Raw genomic sequence first — 20268 nt, 5'->3', positions numbered from 1 at the left:
CCTTGGCACACTCCATGCGTTTGTACCTCCCGAGCGCAGAAACACTGCTCAAACCAACCGAACCCAAAGTTCAATCGCTCCCAAGGAGAACTGCCATGACTACCACCCTCGCCATCAAGGACCTGTCCGTCACCGAAGAACTCGACGCCGGCGCCATGAGCACCGTGCGCGGCGGCACCGGCTTCGTGCCCTTCGTGCCGGTGTTCAGCTCGGTCAAGCTCGACTCGACCTTCAACGCCTCGCAACTGATCGGCCAGACCCAGAACGTCGTCAACATGAATGGCAACAACGCAGCCTTCGTCGACGACATCAAGTCGCATGTCAACTCGACCCAGAACGCCCAGAACAACATCTACCGCTAAGCCGCCGGCCCCGCCGAGCGCGCCAACCGAATTCGCACATCACTGAGTACCGGAGAACTGCCATGACTACCATCGCCATCAAAGACCTGTCCGTCACCGAAGAACTCGACGCCGGCGCCATGCGCGCCGTGCGCGGCGGCTTCGTGCCCTTCATGCCCGTGTTCAGCGCGGTCAAGGTCGACTCGACCTTCAACGCCTCGCAGCTGATCGGCCAGACCCAGAATGTGGTCAACATGAACGGCAACAACGCTGCCTTCGTGGACGACATCAAGTCGCATGTCAACTCGACCCAGAACGCCCAGAACAACATCTATCGTTGAACGGCCCGGCTCGCGGAGGCGGCCTTGCCACCTCCGCAGCCAGCCAAGCCATTCAACCGCATCTGACCGTATCCAGTGAAGTCAAGGAGAGCCCCATGTCATCCATCGCCAACGTCAATGTCAACGTCAACCAGAACATCCTCCAGCTGCAGAGCGTCAACGTGAACACGCTCAACAACGTCGGCGTGATCGGCTCCGGCCTCGGGCTGGCGATCGATGTCAATCCTTCGCAATGGGCTGCCACCCACGCCAAGGTCTGAACGACACGCGCCGCGCCCCGTGGAAGCCCGCTGGCTTCCACGGTAATTCGCTCATGGCTACGCAGGAAACGGGGCAACCCTGGTTTCGCGAAGCGAAGCAACGGTCGGATTCGCCGATGGCAAGGTACCCCGGGACGATCCCTTTCCTGCGCGGGCTATCAGTGCTCGTGGGGTTTGGATGGCTTTAGCTCCGGGACGGTAACGGCGACAGTTTCGCTGGTAATGATCTTGTGAACCGGATCGGACAGCTCGAGCAGGATCTTGTGCGCGCCGGGTTTCAATCCAACCAGGATGATCGGATCCTCGCTTGTGTGGGCCCAGGTTCCGTGCCAATCATCGACCGTCACGTGAAGGTGGCCGAGATGCGGCGATACCTCAACGGCGTTCTTGCCGAATACCGGCATGATTCGCATGTTCTCGGTCCGGTACTGAATGATGACGACCCCGCGAGCCAATGCCTCGGCTAGCGGCGGATACGCAATGAGTTTTGGCGCCGGCTCCGATTCCACGGGAATCACAGCCGGCGGACGGCCTTCCGCGGTCTTGGCCGGCTCCGCGGCATGGGCAGCATTGGCGAGGACGCTGATCGAGAGAGCGAGCGTGGCCGCGAAAAGAGCGTTTGAGCGCTTCATGGGGAACTCCTGGGTTGCGAACGGAAAAAGCGCCAGACCAATCGACTGGAATTGATCGCGGCAATGTTGGTCACAGTCGGCGCGCAGCGGAGGATCGCATTGATGCTGCTCGCTGCCGGGCTACCGGACGCATTTGACGCGACGGATGTATCCCGCCTGTAGCGCGCGAGGGGCGTCGACGTAAGGGCATGTGTCGCCACCGCGGGGAGATACACACCGATACGAAAATCCTGCTTCAGGGGCCAGCACGTTCCTTGAGCGGATCCAGTGTTTTCCCTTGTTGCCGCAAGGAGAGGATTCCCGCTATCCCTGACGGTTAGTTCGTCAAATCAGTGGGTCGATAGCCGGCCACCACCTTGGCCTTGCCAACGGTGTAGCCGGCCGCTGCGGCAGCCTTCTTGACCGTTCCCGTATTGCCCGTTGCGGTGAGCGTCGGGTTGTACTGGTCGTAGGCGGCCGTGACGCCGAAAGGACCCGCACTGTAGGCCAGGCCGGCGCCATGGCCGGAATCGCGCCGGAACTGTCCCGGAACTGTCCCGGAACTTCGCCACCCCCCTGGCACGCGCGAGAAACTACTGCGGCGTGTAGGGCGTGCCAAGCGCCTTCAGGAGTGCCTGCTGCGCGGCGACGGCCTTGTCGCTGACGGCGAATCCGTGCAGTACGCCGCTGTCATCCTGGAACACGAGCCGGCGGCCGCCGTCGACGGTTTCCTCCTTCCAGGTCCCGGCCGTGGACTGCGGAGGCCGTACCACCGAGATCGGGTAGGCCGGCGTCTTCACCATGATTGGCATGGCAGGAAAGTCAATCGGGGTGCGCGTGCCGGCGATGGTGGCAGCGATGCTGCGGGCAGCGACCAGGATCGGGCGGATGTAGGGCAACCAGCGGCCATCGGCGTACTGCGCGCAGTCGCCCATCGCGTAGACGTTGGGTGCGCTGGTCTGGCCGTGATCGTCCACGCGGATGGCGTGATCGACGGCGATGCCGGAAGCCGCCGCCAGGTCGGTGCGCGGACGCAGTCCGATGGCCGACAGCACGGCATCCACGTCCTCGTGGCTGCCATCGGCCAGCGACACGCGATAGCCATCGGCGGTGCGGTCGATGCGGCGCACGGTCGTGCCGAGTTTCCACGCGACGCCCTCGCGCGACAGCGCGCCGCGCATGCCTTCGCCCAGGGTCGCCGGTACCAGCGATGCCAATGGCTGGGGCGACGGGTCCACCATCACCGACGCGATGCCGCCATGGACAAGGTCGTTGGCGAACTCGCAACCGATCAGGCCGGCGCCCATGATCAATACGCGGCGCGCGCCGTCGATCCGCGCGCGGAATGACTGGTAGTCGTTGAAGGTGTTGACTGACATCACGTCGGCAGCGCCATCGCCTTCGATGGGCAGCCTGACAGGTATCGCGCCCAGCGCCAGCATCAGGTCGCTATAGGCGTGGGTGCCGGCGGATGTGTGCACGCAGCGGCTTGCGGTATCGATCCGTTCCACACGCGTCTGGCGGAGCAGCGTGAGATTCAGCCGCTCGATCATCGCCTCGTAGGTGCCCGTGATCAGGTCGCCGAAAGCCTTGTTCTGCGCGAACGCGTTGGAGATCATGGGTTTACTGTACGCATCGCCGCCATCTTCGGTGATCAGCAGGATCGGCCGGGTGGCGTCGAGCTTGCGATACGCGCCTGCAAATGCAAAGGCGCCATGCCCGGCGCCAATAATGATCAAAGGGTCCATGGTTTGTTCTTTAGCCAATTTCAGTCATTTCGAAGGCTTCCTTGCTGAGGCCGCATTCCGGGCAGGCCCAGTCGTCCGGCACATCGCTCCAGGGCGTGCCGGGAGYAAGCCCGTGCTCGGGGTCGCCGAGGGCCTCATCGTAGACGAGGCCACAGACGATACATTGCCAGACTTTCATGAGAGGTTCCTTCTTAAAATGAGGTGACGACGTGCCGCCCGCGCGGAGCGGCACCGTGGTGTGAAGGGAAGTCGACCGCACCGGCGGACAGGGCCGCGCTTACAGGTAGTCTTCGTCTTGCAGCAGCATGTCTTCGAAGAACGCGCCGAATCGCTTCTGCGGATCGCGTACGTGGATCTCGAGGATCCAGCGCATGGACGACGGGCTGGCTTCGAGTTCGGCCAGCGAGCCGGTGTGGATCGTGGCATGAGGGAAGTCCGACACGCGGTGACCCGGCAGGTCGAAGTTGAGCTCCCAGCCCATCGACCTGGCGATGCGGTCGGCTTCCGCATAGAGTGCCTGGCCGGTCAGGCGGTCACGCTTCCAGATATTGCGTACCTCGTGGAACAGCGCCTCGGCATCGCGCGCGCAACGCTCGTATTCCTCATGCTGACCCACCACGAACGACGCACCGCCGTCGCCTTCCCATGCATCCACGCGCGGGGCGATGTCGACGAAGAAGATGTCGTTTTCCTGCAGGATCACGCCGGGCTCGGAAGCCTGCTTCATCGGCTTGATGGTGTTGCGGCCGAAGCGGACGCGCGTGGGGTGCCAGCTGAGGGCGAGGCCGGCGTCGAGCATGACGCGCTTGGCCATTTCGACGGCATCTTCCTCGACCATGCCCGGCTTGACGCGCGAGGCGATCCTGGCGACAGCCTCGCGGGTCTTGTTGCGGGCCAGCAGCATGCCATCGACGGAAAAGGCCGGGCCGACGCGCTCGGCGAGGGATGCGGGAACTGCGCTCATTCTGTTTTCTCCAGTGGGAAGGCCGAAACGGCTTCGAACCTTGGGTGAGATTGTTCCCGCGATCACCTTGGAAGACAGCGCTGACGGACGGCCGGGAAGCGCCAATCTGCGTGGCTTTCATGCCAGCTGCGGCTGCTCATGACGGTAGTCGTGTTTTTCGTGCCAAAAGGCGTGGGATTCCGGCTATGCGCATCGTGGGCAACGACATGCGGCAGATCTTCAGGAGACGGTTCGGGGTGTCGCCGCAGCAATATCGAGCAGGAACGTCTCCACGCCGGCCGCGGCCCGGCTGTCCACGCGCGCCGAGATCGATCCGGGGACTGGCCGAAAACCACCGCCATTTGGCCGGAATCCCCCTCTGCGGCGATGCCGCCGCGCGTCCGCGATCGCCATACTCGTCCGCGATGCGCGCAACCCGGCTCGCATCCACTCATTTGGCAGACGACGTCATGTTCAAGCGATCCTCCCTGTTTATCCTCATTGTGGCGAGCCCCTTGCTGGCCTCCGCGCTGGCCAGCGCGGCTACCGCCGAGCCCGCCGAAGTCACGCCCGACGACTACTTCCATACCGGCGCAGGGGCCCGGTATCTGCGTCGCGCTGACGCAGATCTCGTGGTTCAACCCTTGCGCGGGAACATCACCGTGCTGATGGGTTCCGGCGGCAACATCACGGTCCTTTCCGGCAAGGAAGGAAAATTCCTGGTCGACGCCGGCATCAGCAAGTCGCAGGAGAAACTGCGCGCGGCGCTGTCGAAGATCAGCCCGTCACCGCCGAAGTTCGTCGTGAACACGCATTGGCACTGGGATCACACCGACGGCAATGCCGGCATGCATGAGGCGGGCGCCACCATCGTCGCGCAGGAGAACACCTTCCGGCATCTGACCGAGACCACGCATGTAAACGCGTGGAACTGGACCTTCGATCCGGTACCGGAAGCCGCCCGCCCGACGCTGCTGGTCAAGAACGAAAAGACCTTCGATTTCGGCGGTACCCGGGTCGAGGTCGAGAACTTCGGCCATGGGCATACCGACGGCGATCTGTGGGTCTACTTCCGCAAGGCGGATGTACTGGCTCTCGGCGATACCTTCTGGAACGGCTTCTACCCCTATATCGACAACGAGGATGGCGGCAGCATCGATGGCGCGATCAAGTGGGCCAACCAGGCCGTAGCCCGTACCACCGCGCGCACCATCGTCATTCCCGGTCACGGTGCGGTCGGCACGCGCACGCAACTGATCGAATTTCGCGACATGCTGGTCACGGTCCGCAACAACGTGGCCACACTGAAGCAACAGGGCAAGTCGCTCGACGAGATCATCGCCGCCAGGCCGACGGCCGCCTTCGACGCGAAATGGGGCAACTTCGTGTTCAACGGCGACCAGTTCACGAAAATGGTCTACGCCGGCCTCTAAGGGCATCCGCCGCCCCCCGCCAACGGGGGCGGCGCGATGTCCCATCATCACCCCCGCATGAAGCAGATGTTCCCGATATTGAGTTCGTGACGCGCCCGCCCGAACTGCTGACGACGCGGCAAGTCCGGGGTCTGTTCAGCTTCAGTTGCTCCGCGGATCGCCATTGCGGCAACAGCCCCTCAACAAACACTCATCAGCTCCACGGGACGGGAATCGAAAGATTGCACTTCCCCATCGCGTGGCGATCGCCGTGGGAACGGTGATGGCAGGAGCCATTGGCGCTTGTTACGAAGGAACCACAAGCGCCCTAAAGATTGGCGCGGCCTTGCCGTTGAAACCGTAAATCGGAGCAAGGCGCGCTATCTGCCCCGTCGAGCCATCGCCCACCGGGTGGGATCGATTCCCCCCCTACATTGAGAGTGAATGATGAAGCACTTGCGGGTTAGCACCAGTTTGATGGTCATACTTGGCTTATTTGTCGTCCTCATGGCGATCAACAGTCTCCTGGCTTGGCGAGGCCTGCACGACACCACCGGATCCCTCGCGCGCATGATCCATTCGACCGAGGAAATCCAGGCCGCGAACGCGGCGTTTGCCGCCACGCAGCGTGCCCGTGTCTCCCTTGCGGGCACGCAGAGCGCCGCGCGCTCGGGTCAGGAGGATGCCGCCAAGGATCTGATCAAGACGGTGGCCGCGCGGCTGGAGCAGGGGCAGCGGCAAATCGAGGTGTTCGCCGCGTCGCCCAGGGATAACCCTGAGGACGTCGAACTTGCCAAGAGGGTGGTGGCTACGTACCAGGCGCTCAATGAGAGCGTCAGGGCCGAGCAGAGCGCCGTTGTCGCGGGCGACACCGCGCTGTATGACAAACTTTCCGCGGTCCAGAGCATTGCCGCATCTCGCGCCTTCAATGCCGAGCTTGAAAAGCTCGCCAAGCGCTCGGCACTCAAGAGCGATACGGCGCAGAACGAAGCGCGCAGCACGCTGGAAACGACGCAAATGGTGCTTGCGGTCATGCTGCTGATGATGATCCTGATTGCCGTGGCCGCGCGCTGGGCGCTCGGTCATATCCTGCTGTTGCCGCTGAAGGCAATTGGCCAACGCCTGGACCGGGTGGCCGGCGGCGACCTGACGGGTAGTTTCGAACAGAACGCGGACAATGAGATCGGTGCGCTCGCCGCCGCCGGGAAGCGCATGCAGGACGGCCTCATCGAGGTGATTGGCTCTGTCCGTGCGTCCACCGAATCGGTTACGGTCGCGTCCCGACAGATCGCGGCCGGCAACGCTGATCTGTCGGCACGCACGGAACAACAAGCCAGCTCCCTCCAGGAGACGGCTTCGTCCATGGAAGAGCTCACCGCCACCGTCAGGCAGAACGCCGACAACGCTCGCCAGGCGAATCAGCTTGCGGTCTCCGCATCGGACGTCGCCGCCAAAGGCGGGGCGGTAGTGTCCGATGTGGTACAGACCATGGAGTCAATCGACGCGTCGTCAAAGAAGATTGTCGACATCATCAGCGTGATTGAAGGCATCGCGTTCCAGACAAACATCCTGGCGCTGAACGCGGCCGTGGAAGCCGCGCGCGCTGGCGAACAAGGCAAGGGCTTTGCGGTGGTGGCCGCCGAGGTCCGCAGTCTGGCGCAGCGCTCGGCGTCCGCGGCCAAGGAGATCAAGGCACTGATCGACGATTCGGTGGAGCAGGTCACCACCGGCAGCCAGCTCGTCGAGCAGGCGGGCGCGACGATGAACGAGATTGTCCAGAGCGTCAAGCGAGTCACCGACATCATGGCCGAGATCTCGGCGGCAAGCCAGGAGCAGACATCGGGCATTGAGCAGGTCAACCAGGCAATCACGCAGATCGATGAAGTGACGCAGCACAATGCCGCGCTGGTCGAGCAGGCAGCTGCCGCCGCCGGCTCGCTGGAAGATCAGGCAGGCAGGCTCAAGCAAGTGGTGAGCGTGTTCAATATGGGGATTGGGCCGAGGCTCGCACGGTAAGCTTGCCTGCGTTCAGGCAGATAGGAGCCCTCGCATCAGTCCGGCGGAGTAGTGGCACGTTTGCAAGCGCGAAATTGAACCCACCTGGCATTTGCGGCTGAGCGTGGGCAGGCTTGCTTGCGCAACCACCATTTGCGGACGCAAGCACGATGGACAACGAGAGCCAAGGTGAGCCGAAACTAGTGCCCGCAATTCTGGAAAGCAATCCGGGCATTCTCGCGCGACTCAACCACGCAGTCACGTCCTTCGCGTTTTGCCAGGTAGAGAGCTTCGTCTCCGACACGGAAGAAGTGCCGCAGGTCAGCAAAGGTACGGCATCCGAGTTTATCTTGAGCGTCCGTTGCGACCCCAATGCTGACGGTCAATTTCGCCGGAACACTGCTGGCCCCGATATGCAGACTTTGAACCGCGACCCGGATGCTGTCGGCAACCATGACCGCACCCTGCGCATCGGTATCCGGAAGCAAGATGGCGAACTCTTCGCCTCCGTAGCGACCTGCATAGTCGCCCGGTCGGCGGATATGTTGCTGGATGCAGTGCCCGACGGCGGCCAGGGCGTCGTCACCGGCTAGATGACCGTATCGGTCATTGAACTGCTTGAAGTGGTCGACGTCGACCATCAGCAAGGAGAGCGGCGTACCGGCGCGCCGGGCCCGACGCCATTCCTTGTCTGCGGCGTCGTCAAGAGCCCGCCGGCTTCCAACGCCGGTGAGCCCGTCAGTATCGACCATCCATCGCAGATGGTCTTCCATCTTGAGGCGGCGCTGCCACTGACGCGACAGCATGACAGCGAGGCCAATGATCAAGGTGCCAACGCCAACGACAAGACCAGCAAACAACCACGCTCGCCGATGCCACTGCGCAAGGACATCATGAACGGAGAGGCCAACCACGATCACAAGCGGATAGTCGGGAACCCGACGATAGCTGTAGAGACGTCGCACGCTATCGACCGCGGCCACACCGATGAAGTTGCCATCGGTGCCCTGGAGCAGGGGCCCAAAGGAGGCGCTATCTGAAATGTTGCGTCCAATATCGTCCTCACCGTACGGCCGGCGCATGATGACGGTGCCGTCGGTCCGGAGCAAGGTGAGGGTTCCGCCCGCGCCTAGATTGACGCCGTCAAAGAGCTTGCGAAAGTAGTCCAGGCGAAGCGTGCCGACTACGATGCCCGAAAAAGTGCCGTCGCGGGTCTCGAGGCGTCGGCTCAGTGCGATGGACTTGTTTTCCGTTGTCAGTCGCGGTTGAAACGGCCGGCTAAGAAACACGCCGCTGTATGCCGCTTCGGCATGGACCTGAAAGTAGTCCCTGTCCGAGACGTTGTTGCGCCGAGGCGGCCAACTCGTAGAATCCAGCACGAGGTTTCCCTGCGCGTCGGTTGCTAGCAGCGAACCCATATCCTCGGCGTTCATGGAGCGGTCAAAGATAACGCGTTGCCGCAACTGGGCAGGCATCGCCATGACTACCGGATCCTGCATGGTCTCCATGACGCCACCGAGCGCTAGCTCATAGATGTGCAGGTTGCGCGAGATGCTTCGTTCCAAAGTCAGGGCGACGTTCGAAGACGCCTCGCCGGCGCCGACCAGGGCGTCGCTGCGCATCTGGATGAGCGCGAATGCAACCAATCCCGCAACGGCACACGTCAGCGCAATCGCAGCCGGAACGATGAATGCTGCAGGGGAGTGGCGAGGACGACGCTTCTTTGGTAAGTGACTAAATAACCTCATCCACTCTTCCGTTCTCTAATCAGGCGTCATTGTAGTGCCGCTTGGACTTGCGATGACCGCCGGTGAGTATCGCGCACGGATGGCGTGGGCAGCTAACGGCCGACGGCCTGGCTCGTCTTGGTTTTGCGTGGCATGACATGCGCCTAGGCGACATGTTGTGCCCTAAGCACAAAATTCCTGACGGGCCCGTCTACGCACCGTACTGGCGGCGGCCCGTATTGCCGGGGCGGCGCGTGCCTGCAAAACCGTGTTCGCAAACACATTCCGTAGTGCGATTCGGCAATACACACGCCTCCCGCAAAATGGGACAAGCCCAAGAACGACGAAGCTCGCTCCATTCCCGATGAAAGGGAAAGCACATGTCGATGGAAACGAAATGCCCGTTCATGCATGCCGCGGGCAGCGGCACGTCGAACCGGGACTGGTGGCCCAATCAACTGAACCTGAAGATCCTGCACCAACACTCGCTCCTCTCCGACCCCATGGGCAAGGACTTCAACTACGCCGTCTCAATCGAGTCGCTTGCCATCCCGCGCTGCCGACGGCCGGGACGACGGAAATCGCACGCGCACGCGCAGGCCTGCGTTGCCGGGGGCCTGGCCCAGTTCGACATGGGCACCGTGCCGGTCGGCAATCTGCTTGACGATCGACAGCCCAAGGCCGCAGCCATCGGCCCGCGCGCCGCGTGCGCGATAGAAGCGGCCGAAGACCTTGTCTCGCTCGTCGGGCGGGATGCCCGGCCCGTTGTCATCGACTTCAAGCACGGCGTCACCCGCCGCATCACGCGTGACCGACACATCGATCTTCCCGCCCTCAGGCGTATAGCGGATCGCATTGTCCACAAGATTGGAGGCAAGCTCGCGCAGCAGCAGGGCCTTGCCTGTCATCCACACGGGTGCGCTGCCGTCGAAGCCGAGGTCGATCCGCTTGTCGAGTGCCTGCGGCAACAAATCAAAGCTCGCCTGACGGGCGAGTTCCACCAGATCCAGTTCCTCGTCGTCGACAATATGCCCCGCCTCGCTGCGCGCCAATGCCAGCAGTTGCTGGATCATGCGCGAGGTGGCATCGGTACTGTCGTGTATCTCCTCGACGATCTGGCGCATGCGTTGCGCATCGGACTGCGCCAGCGCCTGCGCGGCCTGGGTCCTGAGCACCGCGAGCGGCGTCTTCAGCTGGTGCGAGGCGTCGGCGATGAATTGCCGGTGCGCCTCGTTGATCTGGCGCTGGCGCTGGGTGTGCAGGTTGATTGCCTCGACCAGCGGAACCACTTCGCGCGGCACGGTCTGCGTCGCGATGGGCGTGAGGTCGGTCTCGTCGCGGCCCTTGATCTCGTCCCGGATGCGCCGCAAGGGCAGCAGGCCGCGCCGCACGCCGAGCGCGATCAGCAGCGCAGCCACAACGATCAGGGTCAGCTGCATCGCGCTGGCGTCGACCAGGATGCGCTTGGACAACGCCTCGCGGGCGCCCGTGGTCTCGCCGACCTCGATCAGTAACGGGCCGCAGATCCTGGCGTCGTAGACGGGCCGCCGCAGCGCCACCAGCCGCACGGGTTCCGCGTTGTACACGGCGTCGAGGAACAGCGGCGCATCGTCCTGCGGCGGCCTGGGTGGATCGGGAAGGTCTTCGTGGCCGGTGAACACCTTGGGCGGGTCGAGACAGCTCACCTTGTAGAAGATGCGGTCCTGCGAGCGGGTTTCCAGCATCTCCAGCGCGGCGTATGGCACGTCGACGCTGAGCTCGCCGTTCTGCACCGATACCCGCTCGGCGATGGCGAGCGCCGAGCCAAGCAGCGTGCGGTCGTAAGCCTGGTTGGCCTGCTCCAGCGTGCGCACGTAGCTGATGCAGAATCCGACCGCCCAGACGATCACCAGGGGAATCAGCAGCCACCGAAGAAGATGGTTACGCAGCCGGATCATCGCTGGCTTCCAGGCGATAACCCAGTCCGCGCAAGGTGCGGATCAGCGTGCCGCTGCCCTCCAGGCGCTTGCGCAGCCGGTGCACATAGATTTCCACGGCCTCCGCGCTGACGGCGTCGTCCAGCGAGCACAACTGCGCGCACATCTCCTGCTTGCTGACCGGCCGGCCGGCGCGGGTGATCAGCGTTTCCAGCACGCCGTGCTCGCGCCGCGGCAATACCAGCGGCTGGCCCRCCACGGTGAACTCCATGGCCACGCTGTCAAAGCACAGGCGGCCGAGTTCGAACAGCGCATGGGTGCGTCCCTGCCGGCGCCGCGCGATGGCGCGCAGGCGGGCGACCAGTTCGGTCAGGTCGAATGGCTTGGGCAGGTAGTCGTCGGCGCCGGCATTCAGCCCGCGCACGCGATCGGGCGTCTCCCCCGAGGCGGTAAGGATCAGGACCGGGACATCGTCGCCGCGCGCCCTGGCGCGGCGCAGCACCTCGATGCCGCTCAGGCCCGGCAATGCCAGGTCGAGTACGACCACGTCGTAGCTTTCGGCCTGCAGCAACTGATCGGCATGGAGCCCGTCGGAAACCACATCGAGCACCATGCCTGCGGCTCCCAGCGCCTCCATCAGCGAGCGGGCCAGTTTCGGGTTGTCTTCGACGAGTAGTGTGCGCATGGGCTTACTCCCGGGAGGAAACGCCAGCGCCCGCGGGAAATGCATCGGCGTAGATATAATGATGCGCCGACTCGGGCAGACTTGGGGGGGAACATGGCATTGAGAGCATGGTTGAGCGGTCTCCTCTTGTTGCTGACACTGGTCACGGCGAAGGCGCAGGTCCCGCAGAATTATCCCGGTGACTATGCGGCAACCATCACGGCCGCCCGCCAGGAGGGCAGGGTCGTCGTCTATTCTCCCACCGACATGGCCGAGGCCAGGTACCTGATTGCCGATTTCAAGTCCATGTACCCCGGCGTGGAGGTGGAGTACCACGACCTCAACAGCACCGAGATCTACGACCGCTTCCTGAGGGAAATCCAGAGCCGCAGCGCCACGGCCGACGTGCTGTGGAGTTCGGCCATGGACCTGCAGGTCAAGCTGGTCAATGACGGCCATGCCTTGCAGTATGCCTCCCCCGAACGCGCCCACCTGCCGGACTGGTCCGTGTGGAAGAACGAGGCCTGGGGCACGACGCTGGAGCCGGCCGGCTTTGCCTATAACAAGCACGCGCTGCCCGCGGCCGAGGTGCCACGCACGCATGCCGGTTTCATTCGCTTGCTCAAGGCGGATCCCGCGCGCTTCAAGGGCCGCGTCGTCACCTATGACCCGGCGGCCTCCAGCCTCGGCTTCCTGTTGGCCACGCAGGACGCCAAGGCGTCCGGCATGCTGTGGGAGGTAGCGCAGGCGCTGGGTGCCAGTCGCGCGCGGCAGGCGCCCAGCACGGATGCCATGCTGCAGAGCCTGTCCTCCGGTGAAAGCCTGCTGGCGTACAACGTGCTCGGTTCCTACGCTGCCAGCAGGATGCTCGCCGATCCCGCCATCGGCCTGGTCTATCCGCAGGACTACGTGCTGGTCGGCTCGCGCATTGCCTTTATCCAGCGACGCGCGGCGCATCCCAATGCCGCCAGGCTCTGGCTCGACTACATCCTCTCGAAGCGCGGGCAGGGCGTGCTGGCGAACAAGATGGGCTTGTTTGCGTTGCGCAGCGATGTGGCCGGCGGCGGCAACGCGGCGGTGTTTCGGCTTGACGCAGGCAGCAACATCCGGCCGATCGCAATCGGGGTCGGCCTGATGGCCTACCTCGACCGAAACAAGCGGCAGGACTTCCTAAGGCGCTGGAACGATGCGCTGGCGCGCTCGCCCTGACCCTATGGGTGCGCGAGCGCTTGCCGCCATTGCAGGATGAAATCCCGGTAGTTCTGATTGTTGAGGTAACCGATCAGGTCGGGGCCGACCGCGATCGGCCGCAGGCTGGCGCCAAGCGTCTGTCTCAGGCGCGCCGCGGTGTCTTCGCCTTCGACGTCGTCGCGCACGGCGAACAGGCGCGCGTTATTGGCAATCACGGTCTGGCCGCGCTTTGACAGCAGATAGTCGACCCACAGCTTCGCGGCATTCGGATGCGCCGCCTTCTTGCTCACCACCATGATGCGCGACATCACCAGCGTGTAGTCCTTCGGAAACACATAGCCGATCGATGGGTTCCTGCGCGCCTGCGCGAGCGTGTATGCGCCGAGCAGGTTGTAGCCGATCAGGGCCTGGCCGGAAGCCACGCGCCTGACCATGGCGTCGGTGGTCAGGTCGAGCCGCACACTGCTCTTGCCCAGGGCGCGGGCGACATCCCAGAAGTCCTGCGACACGGCGACATCCTGCGTTGCCAGGAAGAAGCCGAGCCCGGACTTCTCGATGTCGTAGCTGACCACCTTGCCCTGGAAGCGTTTCGGGTCCGCATTCAGCAGCCGCGCCAGATCCGCGTGCGTCTGCGGCACCTCGCCGGCTTTCAGTTGCGCCTTGTTGTAGGCAAGGACGACCGGCTCGTAGGTGGTGGCGAAGGCCTGGTCCTTCCAGTTCGCCCACTTGGGCAGGCTGGCCTTCTCCGGCGAGTCGTAGCGCATCGCGTAGCCATTGCTGACCAGCGCCGCCTGCTGGTCCATGGCCGAACTCCACAGCACGTCGGCCGATTCGCCGCCAAGCTGCGTTTCGGCGACGAACCGGTGGTATAGCACGGTGCTGTTCAGGTCCTCGTACGTGACATCGATGCGCGGGTACATCGTCCGGAAATCCGCGATCAGGACGTTGGCGACGCTGGCATCGGTGGTCGAGTAGATCACCAGCCGCCCTTCGTCTTCAGCGGCCCGGACGGTCGTCGCATAGGCCGGTGCATAGCCTGCCGGCACCCTGCCTCTGGCCGCATAGCCCATCAGCTCCCCGGATTCCCCCGGTTCCTGTGCCTGGCCGAGCGAACACAACAGTCCCAGTCCCATGGCGACAAGGAGCTTCATGCCTTGCCTTCGGGTGCGTACGGTGCGCGCAGCGGCGGCAATCGCCTGCGTGGACGGGATGGATTGGATGTCGTCGTGCATGGAGGGATGCCATCAAGGCGCATGGCCAACGAGGGGAATGACGCCGAGTACGACGGTGGCGATCAGCATGACCAGCGCCGCCGACAGCGCCCAGAGCATGGTGTAGCGCTGGTGGTCGCCGAACTCCACCTCGGCCAGGCCCACCAGCAGATAGGTCGAAGCCACCAGCGGGCTAAGCAGATGCACCTGCTGGCCGATCAAGGATGCGCGTCCGATCTCGGCGGCGCCGATGCCGTAGACCGCGGCCGCCTTGGCGAGGATCGGCAGGATGCCGAAGTAGAATGCGTCGTTAGAGATGAAGAAGGTGAAGGGGACGCTCAGCACGCCGGTCACGATCGCCATGTAAGGACCCATCCAGGGCGGCACCGCGGCAATCACGCTGGCCGCGATCGCATCGACCATCTTGGTGCCCGACAAGATGCCCACGAAGATGCCCGCCGCGAAGATCAGGGCCACCACCGGCACGATATTCCCCGCATGCGTGCTGATTCGTTCCTTCTGTTCGGCGAGGTTCGGGTAGTTGATCATGATCGCAATGGCCGAGGCCACCATGAACAGGACCTGCAGCGGCAGCGTGCCGAGGATCAGCAGTACCATCAGCACCACCGTCAGCAGCAGGTTGACCCACAACAGCCTGGGCCGGGCGATGCTCGGGTCGCCCATCGCCACGTCGGGCGCGGCAAGGCCGGCGGCCGCGCCGTCCAGGGCGATCGCACCGAGCCGCCTGCGTTCGCGACGCCCAAGGATGAACGCCACGAACAGGCCCCAGCAACCGGTAACGACCATCGGCAGGATCATCGGCACGAAGATCAGGCCCACGTCCACGCCCAGCGCGCTTGCCGCGCGCGCGGTGGGTCCGCCCCAGGGCAGGATGTTCATCAGCCCGCCGGCCATCATGATCACGCAGGCCAGCACGAGGCGGCTGATGCCCAGCCGCTTGTAGAGCGGAAGCATGGCGGCGCAGGTGATCATATAGGTGGTCGACCCGTCGCCGTCGAGCGACACCAGCACCGCCAGCACGAAGGTACCGACCACGATCTTCATCGGATCGCCGCCCACCAGCCGCAGGATCCGGCGCACGACAGGGTCGAACAGCCCGGCGTCGATCATCAGGCCGAAATACAGGATGGCGAACATCAGCATCACGCCGGTCGGCGCGAGCTTCTTGATGCCATCCAGCATCATCGGGCCTAGTTGCATGCCGAAGCCCCCGATCAGCCCGAATACGATCGGCACCAGGATCAGGGCGACCATGGCCGACAGGCGCTTGGTCATGATCAGCGCCATGAACACGATGACCATCGAGTAGGCAAGCAGGGTCAACATACCGCGTTCCTCCTGTTCCTAGGCCACGAACTGGCACTTGGAAGCCGCCGTGCGCGTATCCATGTTCCGGCCCCGGTTGAGGTGATCGTCGATCTCGGCGGCGCAGCCGAGCATGCGCGGGTACAGGAAGATCGTGAAGGCAGCCGTCTCCAGCGCACTTTCCGTGTATTGCCCGCTCTGGTAAGGCTGCCACAACATCTTGAGCAGCAGCGCGGCGATCACGGCGTCGATATTCACGCAGTAAACATTGCGCGACACACCCTCGTCGAACAAGGTCTGCACCAGTGTGCGGTAGAACGCGTGGAACACGTTGTACTCGCCGCGCTCGGCGAACAGCGTCGCGATGAACACTTCACGCGGGTCGTGGTTCACTGGTTTGTCCTTGAACACCGGGTGGTTGACGCCAGGGATTTTCTGGATGTCAAGGCTGCCCGTATTCTTCTTGTTTGCCTTGTAATCAGCATAGTGCTTGACGTAGCGCTGCGCGAGTGCTTTGAGGTCGATGCCGTGGTTGGGGTTGCCCGGGTCCTTGAGTCCCGCATCCCTGAACTGCTCGATCAGGAACGCGATGCCCTCGTAGCCGTTGCCGCCATGCGCATAGCCGGTGTGGGTCAGGAAGCCGACCAGCCCCTTGTTGAGCTGCACGCGCTCCGGGTCTTCCGGGCCGTCGGCGGACACCGCGCCCTTGGCGCCCTGCGCCGAGATCGTGCCCGGCCCGTTGCTCAACAGCAGCCCGACCAGCACCTGGAATGCGTGCAGATCTGCCGCATTGGCCGGCAGGCCCAGCAGTGCGATGAAGGCAACCTCGCTGATCGAGCGCTGCTCGAGGATGTCGCGGGTCGCCATGCCGCAGAAGCCATCGGCCGTGTGCTGGTCCGCCGGAACGGAGGCGCCGATCAGCGCGCCGAACAGGCGTATCCACCATGGCAGGCTCTCCGCGGTGATCCGCGACACGCGCTTGCGCTTGAGCGGGCCCCAGGCCAGCGTGGTGGCGATGGCGGCCAGTACGGCATCTTCCGTCGGATGTCCGGGCAAGGCCTGGAGGTAACGCACGAACACCGATCTGGCCCCCCGCGCTTCCAGCCCTTTGAGCATGGCGGCAGCACGGTCGTCGGGCCGATCCGCGACGAACAGGCCCGGCGATTCAAGCCGGACCCTGCCGGTGTCGAAGTCTTCGTCCATCGCGTCACCGAGGCCGGCCGCGGCGAAGGCGTCGATCAGCATGCGCGTCAGGGCGCGCGCGCGCTCCTGCGTGCGTGGACCGAGGATGCTGGCGGCCGCGGCCAACACGCTGTTGGGCGCATTGCCGGCATCGCGCGAGGCTTGGGCCGCCGCCAGGGCAGGGTGGCCGTGCAGGTTCAGCGAGGCAGCCACGGCCACGTTGATCAGCTTCTGATCGTTGATGCCGCCGGGCTCGTGCAGCAGCGCAAGGCTTACGTTGACTTCCAGCGGATACTGCGCCGCATCGAGCATCGATACCCCGTGCAGGCTGGTCAGCTGCGTCCTGGCATCCATCTGCGAAACGCCCGAGGTATCCTTCATCGGCTGGCGCGGCAGCACGGCGCCGATCTGCTGGTCGAGCGCGCTGATCTGCTGGCCGTACGGCGCGGGTGCCTGCACCACGGGCAGGTCGAGATCGGCCGGCAGCGACAGGCCCTGGCTGGAGCTGAACCAGGGCTTTAGCTCCATGGTGCCTTCGGGCTCGAAATCGGGTTCCACGCCGTTGGCGCGCATCACGGCGGTCAGTGCGGCAGGAATGTCGGCAATATTGACCACAACCGCGCCCTTGGCCGAGAACACCGGGTTCCTGGGCGTGAACAGTCCGTCGACGCCGAACTTCTCCATAAACCAGCGTTCCTTGGATTCGGCGTCGTCGCCGCCGCCCGCCATGGCGCCGGCATGGCCGACCGCGCGGGTGAGCCTGCTCTTCCAGCGCCCCACCACGCAGGCCACCACCGGCTTGGTGAAGGTGGCATCGCGCTCATAGAAGCCGCCTGGCTCGCAGTACAGCACGGCAGCCTTGCTGCGATCATCGTTGGCCAGCGCGTGGGCGAATTCCGGCGCGGCATAGTGGATGTAGACGTCCTTGCCGCTCGATATCAGCGTGGTCGTGCCCCAGCCCGCCATGCGCATGTACTGCGCAATGGTGGTGGTGAAGCTGCCGGAGTTGGACAGGATTGCGATCGAACCCTTGCGCAGCGTATCGCCCGGCGCGTCGCCGCCGAGGGCGCCGCCGATGCGTACCTGGTTCCAGGCATCGGCCACGCCGAGGCTGTTGCCACCGAAGATATCGATGCCGTTCAACTGGGCCAGGGCCCGGATCTCGCGGGCATCGTGCACCGACATCTTCTCGGTCGGGATAAAGATCTTCTTCAGCTCCGGATTGACCCGCACCAGTTCGACCACGCCATCGTCGGCCGCGGACGGCGGCAGGTAGACCACGCCGCAATTGAAGCGATGCCCTGCCTCCAGGCCTTCCCGCACGTTGTTGTAGACGGGAATCGGCCCGGCGGGGGTGTCGAGCACCTGGCCCCTGCGGCCGGGCGAGGTGCCGAACACCACATTGCCGCCCGAGTAGGCATGGCCTACGGGCGTGACGTCGCTGGATTCCCCTCCCATGATATTCAGCACACACACGCGATCTTCGCGTGTCGCCACCTCGGCCAATGAATTGATGCCGACGAAATACTTGAAATCGCTTACACCCTTGATGCGCATCGCAGTCTCCAGACAGTGACTTCAGGCGGTCACATTCAATCGGGCCGCGACTTGCTCACGGCCACCGGCTTTCATCCACGCATCCACCTTGCGGGCATGGTCGACCACCTCGCTCATGGCCGAGTCGAAGCCAAAGCTGACGTAGGGAAGGCCCAGCGACTCGCAGGTGTCGCGCAGCACGGCCATGCCGCGCACCAGGTTCGGGCCGCCGCGCCCGACCACCACATACAGCGGTGAGGGGCCGTATTTGCCGAAGTGCTCACGCAACGCGTCGGCCATGGCACGGAAGGTCTCGAAGATGTCCGTGTTGTTGGACTTGCCGCCGATGATGAACAGGACGTTGCTCTGCTTGAGCCAGTGCTTGAAGCAGATACTGGCGACAGCCTTCATTTTTTCGTACGGTGGATTGCCGCCGAAATCGGATGAGATGATCGCGTCGTCGCCCAGCATCTGCGTGACCAGCGAGTTGGCGCCGCCACCGAACGTCGGGGCCAGGATGGTTCCCTTGTCGTTGATGATGTACACGTCGCTCTGGCCCTGGTACGTGCGCAGCTGATTGATCTCCTGTTCGAAGGGCGATGTGTCGGCGGCGAACAAATGCGCGGGCAGGTTCAGGCGTTGCCAGCGCGGATCGTCGTGGTCGAAGCCGCATTTGAAGTCGCAGGCCACCGGCGTAAGCCGCCCGCGCTTGTCGGCGCGCATGCGGATCGGGTTGAGTTCCAGCGTGGTCATGCCGTAGTCGTGGAACAGGTCCCACAGGTTGGGCAGGAACTGCACCAGCGGGGAAATGATTTCCTTCGGTGCGTTCAGGCGGCTCAGCGCGTTCGCCACCACGAAGGCCTTGAGACCGGTCAGCGGGCTGAACGGCACGCGCGCGATCTGGCTGTTGTCGAGCTCCTCGATCTCCATGCCGCCGTGATGGGTCAGGGTCATGGTCGGCGCGCGGAATTCGGTGGAATCGGTCAGCGAGAAATAGATTTCATGGTCGGAAGGCACGCCGCCTTCGAACGTCACGCCATTGGCCTTGGCGCGCTGGTAGCCGTGCTGGTGTTCGACGAAATACAGGCGTTCCTTTTCCTTGAGCGCCGAAGCCAGGTCGCTGACGCGGCCAAGCAGGCCGGCCTTGCCCTTCTTGCCGACGCCCCCGCGGAAGACGGGCTTGATGAAGACTTGCTTGTGGCGTTCGATCAGGTCCTTGATCTGGTCGTCGTTGGCGTCGGGCCCGAGCACTTCAGCGGTGGGAAAACCCACGAGCTGCAGCAACCGCGCGCCGTGAAGCATGCCGGTGATTTGCATGGTGTCTCCTACATCTATTGACCACTGATGGGAACCAATGCTAGTTCACCGAAGCTTTCGCCAGCCTTTCATCCGGGGCTAGGGGATTTCCCGCATGCCTGCCGCGCGAGCGGCGCCTCGCATGAGCACTGCGTTGCGCTTTTTCCCGCGCGCGGTTCGCGGACAAGCCCCGCTGCCTTCATGCACGGCAGGTTGCGGCCGGGGGCGAGTCAGTCGAGTGAGGTCACGGCACCCGAGCCGGCGCCGAAGTGGATCTCCCGCCGCACGCGATCTGCGTCAGCGCCAATCCGGAACGGTATTGCCATGGCGGCCGTATTCCGTCTGCCCGAGCCGGAATCGGTTGAATCCAGATCCATCCGTCGATGGCGGCATCAGATGCAGATCCACTCCGGTTGAAAAAAAACTACAGCCTTTCAAATACGCCGGCCGACTGATGAATAAGACAAATTGAATAGGGGCAGGCATAAAACCGGCGTGGGCAATACGAATGACAATCTTCGTGACCAGACATGAAAAATTTGTCACCTCGCGTGCTAAATCATGTCAA

Annotated in this window: 17 protein-coding genes and 1 pseudogene; 6 read left to right on the top strand and 12 right to left on the bottom strand. The window is 63.8% G+C overall.

The annotated features are described in order from the left end of the window. Positions 1-95: 95 nt before the first annotated feature. The 3 genes from AB4Z48_RS29765 (at position 96) to AB4Z48_RS29755 (ending at position 942) form a co-directional block, all read left to right on the top strand. Positions 96-362, top strand: a complete 267-nt coding sequence (locus tag AB4Z48_RS29765; protein ID WP_441620646.1) for a hypothetical protein — start codon at positions 96-98, stop codon at positions 360-362. 62 nt (positions 363-424) lie between these two features. Further along, the gene (locus AB4Z48_RS29760; protein ID WP_441620644.1) at positions 425-682 is read left to right on the top strand and encodes a hypothetical protein; all 258 of its coding nucleotides are present in this window, start codon (positions 425-427) and stop codon (positions 680-682) included. A gap of 95 nt (positions 683-777) precedes the next feature. Then, on the top strand, positions 778-942 hold the full coding sequence (locus AB4Z48_RS29755; RefSeq protein WP_441620642.1) for a hypothetical protein: 165 nt from the start codon (positions 778-780) through the stop codon (positions 940-942). A gap of 158 nt (positions 943-1100) precedes the next feature. On the opposite strand, the gene AB4Z48_RS29750 is transcribed toward AB4Z48_RS29755, so the two are convergent. From AB4Z48_RS29750 to AB4Z48_RS29730, 5 genes and pseudogenes are all read right to left on the bottom strand, one after another. Beyond that, positions 1101-1574 (bottom strand): DUF6130 family protein, encoded by a 474-nt coding sequence (locus AB4Z48_RS29750; protein WP_441620640.1) that lies wholly within the window; start codon positions 1572-1574, stop codon positions 1101-1103. Positions 1575-1911: 337 nt separating this feature from the next. Continuing rightward, a pseudogene (locus AB4Z48_RS29745) lies at positions 1912-2112 on the bottom strand (porin); the annotation flags it as partial. A gap of 34 nt (positions 2113-2146) precedes the next feature. Beyond that, a complete protein-coding gene (locus AB4Z48_RS29740) occupies positions 2147-3301 on the bottom strand; it encodes an FAD-dependent oxidoreductase (RefSeq protein WP_441620639.1) in 1155 nt (384 codons plus the stop codon). 10 nt (positions 3302-3311) lie between these two features. Beyond that, positions 3312-3479 (bottom strand): rubredoxin, encoded by a 168-nt coding sequence (locus AB4Z48_RS29735; protein ID WP_441620637.1) that lies wholly within the window; start codon positions 3477-3479, stop codon positions 3312-3314. 99 nt (positions 3480-3578) lie between these two features. Then, positions 3579-4265 (bottom strand): M24 family metallopeptidase, encoded by a 687-nt coding sequence (locus AB4Z48_RS29730; RefSeq protein ID WP_441620635.1) that lies wholly within the window; start codon positions 4263-4265, stop codon positions 3579-3581. Positions 4266-4450: 185 nt separating this feature from the next. Here AB4Z48_RS29730 and AB4Z48_RS29725 point away from each other — a divergent pair, with 185 nt between their 5' ends. Both AB4Z48_RS29725 and AB4Z48_RS29720 read left to right on the top strand, forming a co-directional pair. Further along, entirely contained in the window at positions 4451-5677 is a 1227-nt protein-coding gene (locus AB4Z48_RS29725; protein WP_441620633.1) for an MBL fold metallo-hydrolase, read from the top strand. A 423-nt stretch (positions 5678-6100) separates the two neighbouring features. After that, positions 6101-7672: a methyl-accepting chemotaxis protein gene (locus AB4Z48_RS29720; protein WP_441620631.1), complete on the top strand. Its 1572-nt coding sequence runs from the start codon at positions 6101-6103 to the stop codon at positions 7670-7672. Between the two features lie 179 nt (positions 7673-7851). On the opposite strand, the gene AB4Z48_RS29715 is transcribed toward AB4Z48_RS29720, so the two are convergent. The 3 genes from AB4Z48_RS29715 to AB4Z48_RS29705 form a co-directional block, all read right to left on the bottom strand. After that, a complete protein-coding gene (locus AB4Z48_RS29715) occupies positions 7852-9399 on the bottom strand; it encodes a sensor domain-containing diguanylate cyclase (protein ID WP_441620629.1) in 1548 nt (515 codons plus the stop codon). A 509-nt stretch (positions 9400-9908) separates the two neighbouring features. Beyond that, the gene (locus AB4Z48_RS29710) at positions 9909-11315 is read right to left on the bottom strand and encodes a sensor histidine kinase (protein WP_441620627.1); all 1407 of its coding nucleotides are present in this window, start codon (positions 11313-11315) and stop codon (positions 9909-9911) included. After that, positions 11299-11979 carry a response regulator gene (locus AB4Z48_RS29705; protein ID WP_441620625.1) on the bottom strand — a complete coding sequence of 227 codons (681 nt, stop codon included), beginning with the start codon at positions 11977-11979 and terminating at the stop codon, positions 11299-11301. The genes AB4Z48_RS29710 and AB4Z48_RS29705 overlap by 17 nt, the downstream gene beginning before the upstream one ends. 93 nt (positions 11980-12072) lie before the next feature. Between AB4Z48_RS29705 and AB4Z48_RS29700 the strand changes: the two genes are divergently transcribed. Then, on the top strand, positions 12073-13167 hold the full coding sequence (locus AB4Z48_RS29700) for an ABC transporter substrate-binding protein (RefSeq protein ID WP_441620623.1): 1095 nt from the start codon (positions 12073-12075) through the stop codon (positions 13165-13167). A gap of 2 nt (positions 13168-13169) precedes the next feature. On the opposite strand, the gene AB4Z48_RS29695 is transcribed toward AB4Z48_RS29700, so the two are convergent. The 4 genes from AB4Z48_RS29695 to AB4Z48_RS29680 are packed head-to-tail and all read right to left on the bottom strand — an operon-like array spanning position 13170 to position 19721. Continuing rightward, positions 13170-14381, bottom strand: a complete 1212-nt coding sequence (locus tag AB4Z48_RS29695) for an ABC transporter substrate-binding protein (RefSeq protein ID WP_441620621.1) — start codon at positions 14379-14381, stop codon at positions 13170-13172. Positions 14382-14393: 12 nt separating this feature from the next. Beyond that, a complete protein-coding gene (locus tag AB4Z48_RS29690; protein ID WP_441620619.1) occupies positions 14394-15707 on the bottom strand; it encodes a CitMHS family transporter in 1314 nt (437 codons plus the stop codon). 18 nt (positions 15708-15725) lie between these two features. Beyond that, positions 15726-18425, bottom strand: coding sequence for a CoA-binding protein (locus AB4Z48_RS29685; RefSeq protein ID WP_441620618.1), 2700 nt, complete (start codon positions 18423-18425; stop codon positions 15726-15728). A gap of 21 nt (positions 18426-18446) precedes the next feature. Continuing rightward, the gene (locus tag AB4Z48_RS29680; protein ID WP_441620616.1) at positions 18447-19721 is read right to left on the bottom strand and encodes an ATP citrate lyase citrate-binding domain-containing protein; all 1275 of its coding nucleotides are present in this window, start codon (positions 19719-19721) and stop codon (positions 18447-18449) included. Between the last annotated feature and the right edge of the window lie 547 nt (positions 19722-20268).

The sequence above is a fragment of the Cupriavidus sp. 2TAF22 genome (assembly GCF_052115045.1).
In the GTDB taxonomy this organism is placed as follows: domain Bacteria; phylum Pseudomonadota; class Gammaproteobacteria; order Burkholderiales; family Burkholderiaceae; genus Cupriavidus.
The sequence above is the reverse complement of the archived record's forward strand: the minus strand, read 5'-3'. Positions and strand labels throughout refer to the sequence as shown.

Excerpts from the sequence above, each read along its gene's own strand:
- AB4Z48_RS29765 (WP_441620646.1), top strand. The coding sequence starts at position 96 with ATGACTACCACCCTCGCCATCAAGGACCTGTCCGTCACCGAAGAACTC.
- AB4Z48_RS29760 (WP_441620644.1), top strand. The coding sequence starts at position 425 with ATGACTACCATCGCCATCAAAGACCTGTCCGTCACCGAAGAACTCGAC.
- AB4Z48_RS29755 (WP_441620642.1), top strand. The coding sequence starts at position 778 with ATGTCATCCATCGCCAACGTCAATGTCAACGTCAACCAGAACATCCTC.
- AB4Z48_RS29750 (WP_441620640.1), bottom strand. The coding sequence starts at position 1,574 with ATGAAGCGCTCAAACGCTCTTTTCGCGGCCACGCTCGCTCTCTCGATC.
- AB4Z48_RS29740 (WP_441620639.1), bottom strand. The coding sequence starts at position 3,301 with ATGGACCCTTTGATCATTATTGGCGCCGGGCATGGCGCCTTTGCATTT.
- AB4Z48_RS29730 (WP_441620635.1), bottom strand. The coding sequence starts at position 4,265 with ATGAGCGCAGTTCCCGCATCCCTCGCCGAGCGCGTCGGCCCGGCCTTT.
- AB4Z48_RS29725 (WP_441620633.1), top strand. The coding sequence starts at position 4,451 with ATGCGCATCGTGGGCAACGACATGCGGCAGATCTTCAGGAGACGGTTC.
- AB4Z48_RS29720 (WP_441620631.1), top strand. The coding sequence starts at position 6,101 with ATGATGAAGCACTTGCGGGTTAGCACCAGTTTGATGGTCATACTTGGC.
- AB4Z48_RS29715 (WP_441620629.1), bottom strand. The coding sequence starts at position 9,399 with ATGAGGTTATTTAGTCACTTACCAAAGAAGCGTCGTCCTCGCCACTCC.
- AB4Z48_RS29710 (WP_441620627.1), bottom strand. The coding sequence starts at position 11,315 with ATGATCCGGCTGCGTAACCATCTTCTTCGGTGGCTGCTGATTCCCCTG.
- AB4Z48_RS29700 (WP_441620623.1), top strand. The coding sequence starts at position 12,073 with ATGGCATTGAGAGCATGGTTGAGCGGTCTCCTCTTGTTGCTGACACTG.
- AB4Z48_RS29695 (WP_441620621.1), bottom strand. The coding sequence starts at position 14,381 with ATGCACGACGACATCCAATCCATCCCGTCCACGCAGGCGATTGCCGCC.
- AB4Z48_RS29690 (WP_441620619.1), bottom strand. The coding sequence starts at position 15,707 with ATGTTGACCCTGCTTGCCTACTCGATGGTCATCGTGTTCATGGCGCTG.
- AB4Z48_RS29685 (WP_441620618.1), bottom strand. The coding sequence starts at position 18,425 with ATGCGCATCAAGGGTGTAAGCGATTTCAAGTATTTCGTCGGCATCAAT.
- AB4Z48_RS29680 (WP_441620616.1), bottom strand. The coding sequence starts at position 19,721 with ATGCAAATCACCGGCATGCTTCACGGCGCGCGGTTGCTGCAGCTCGTG.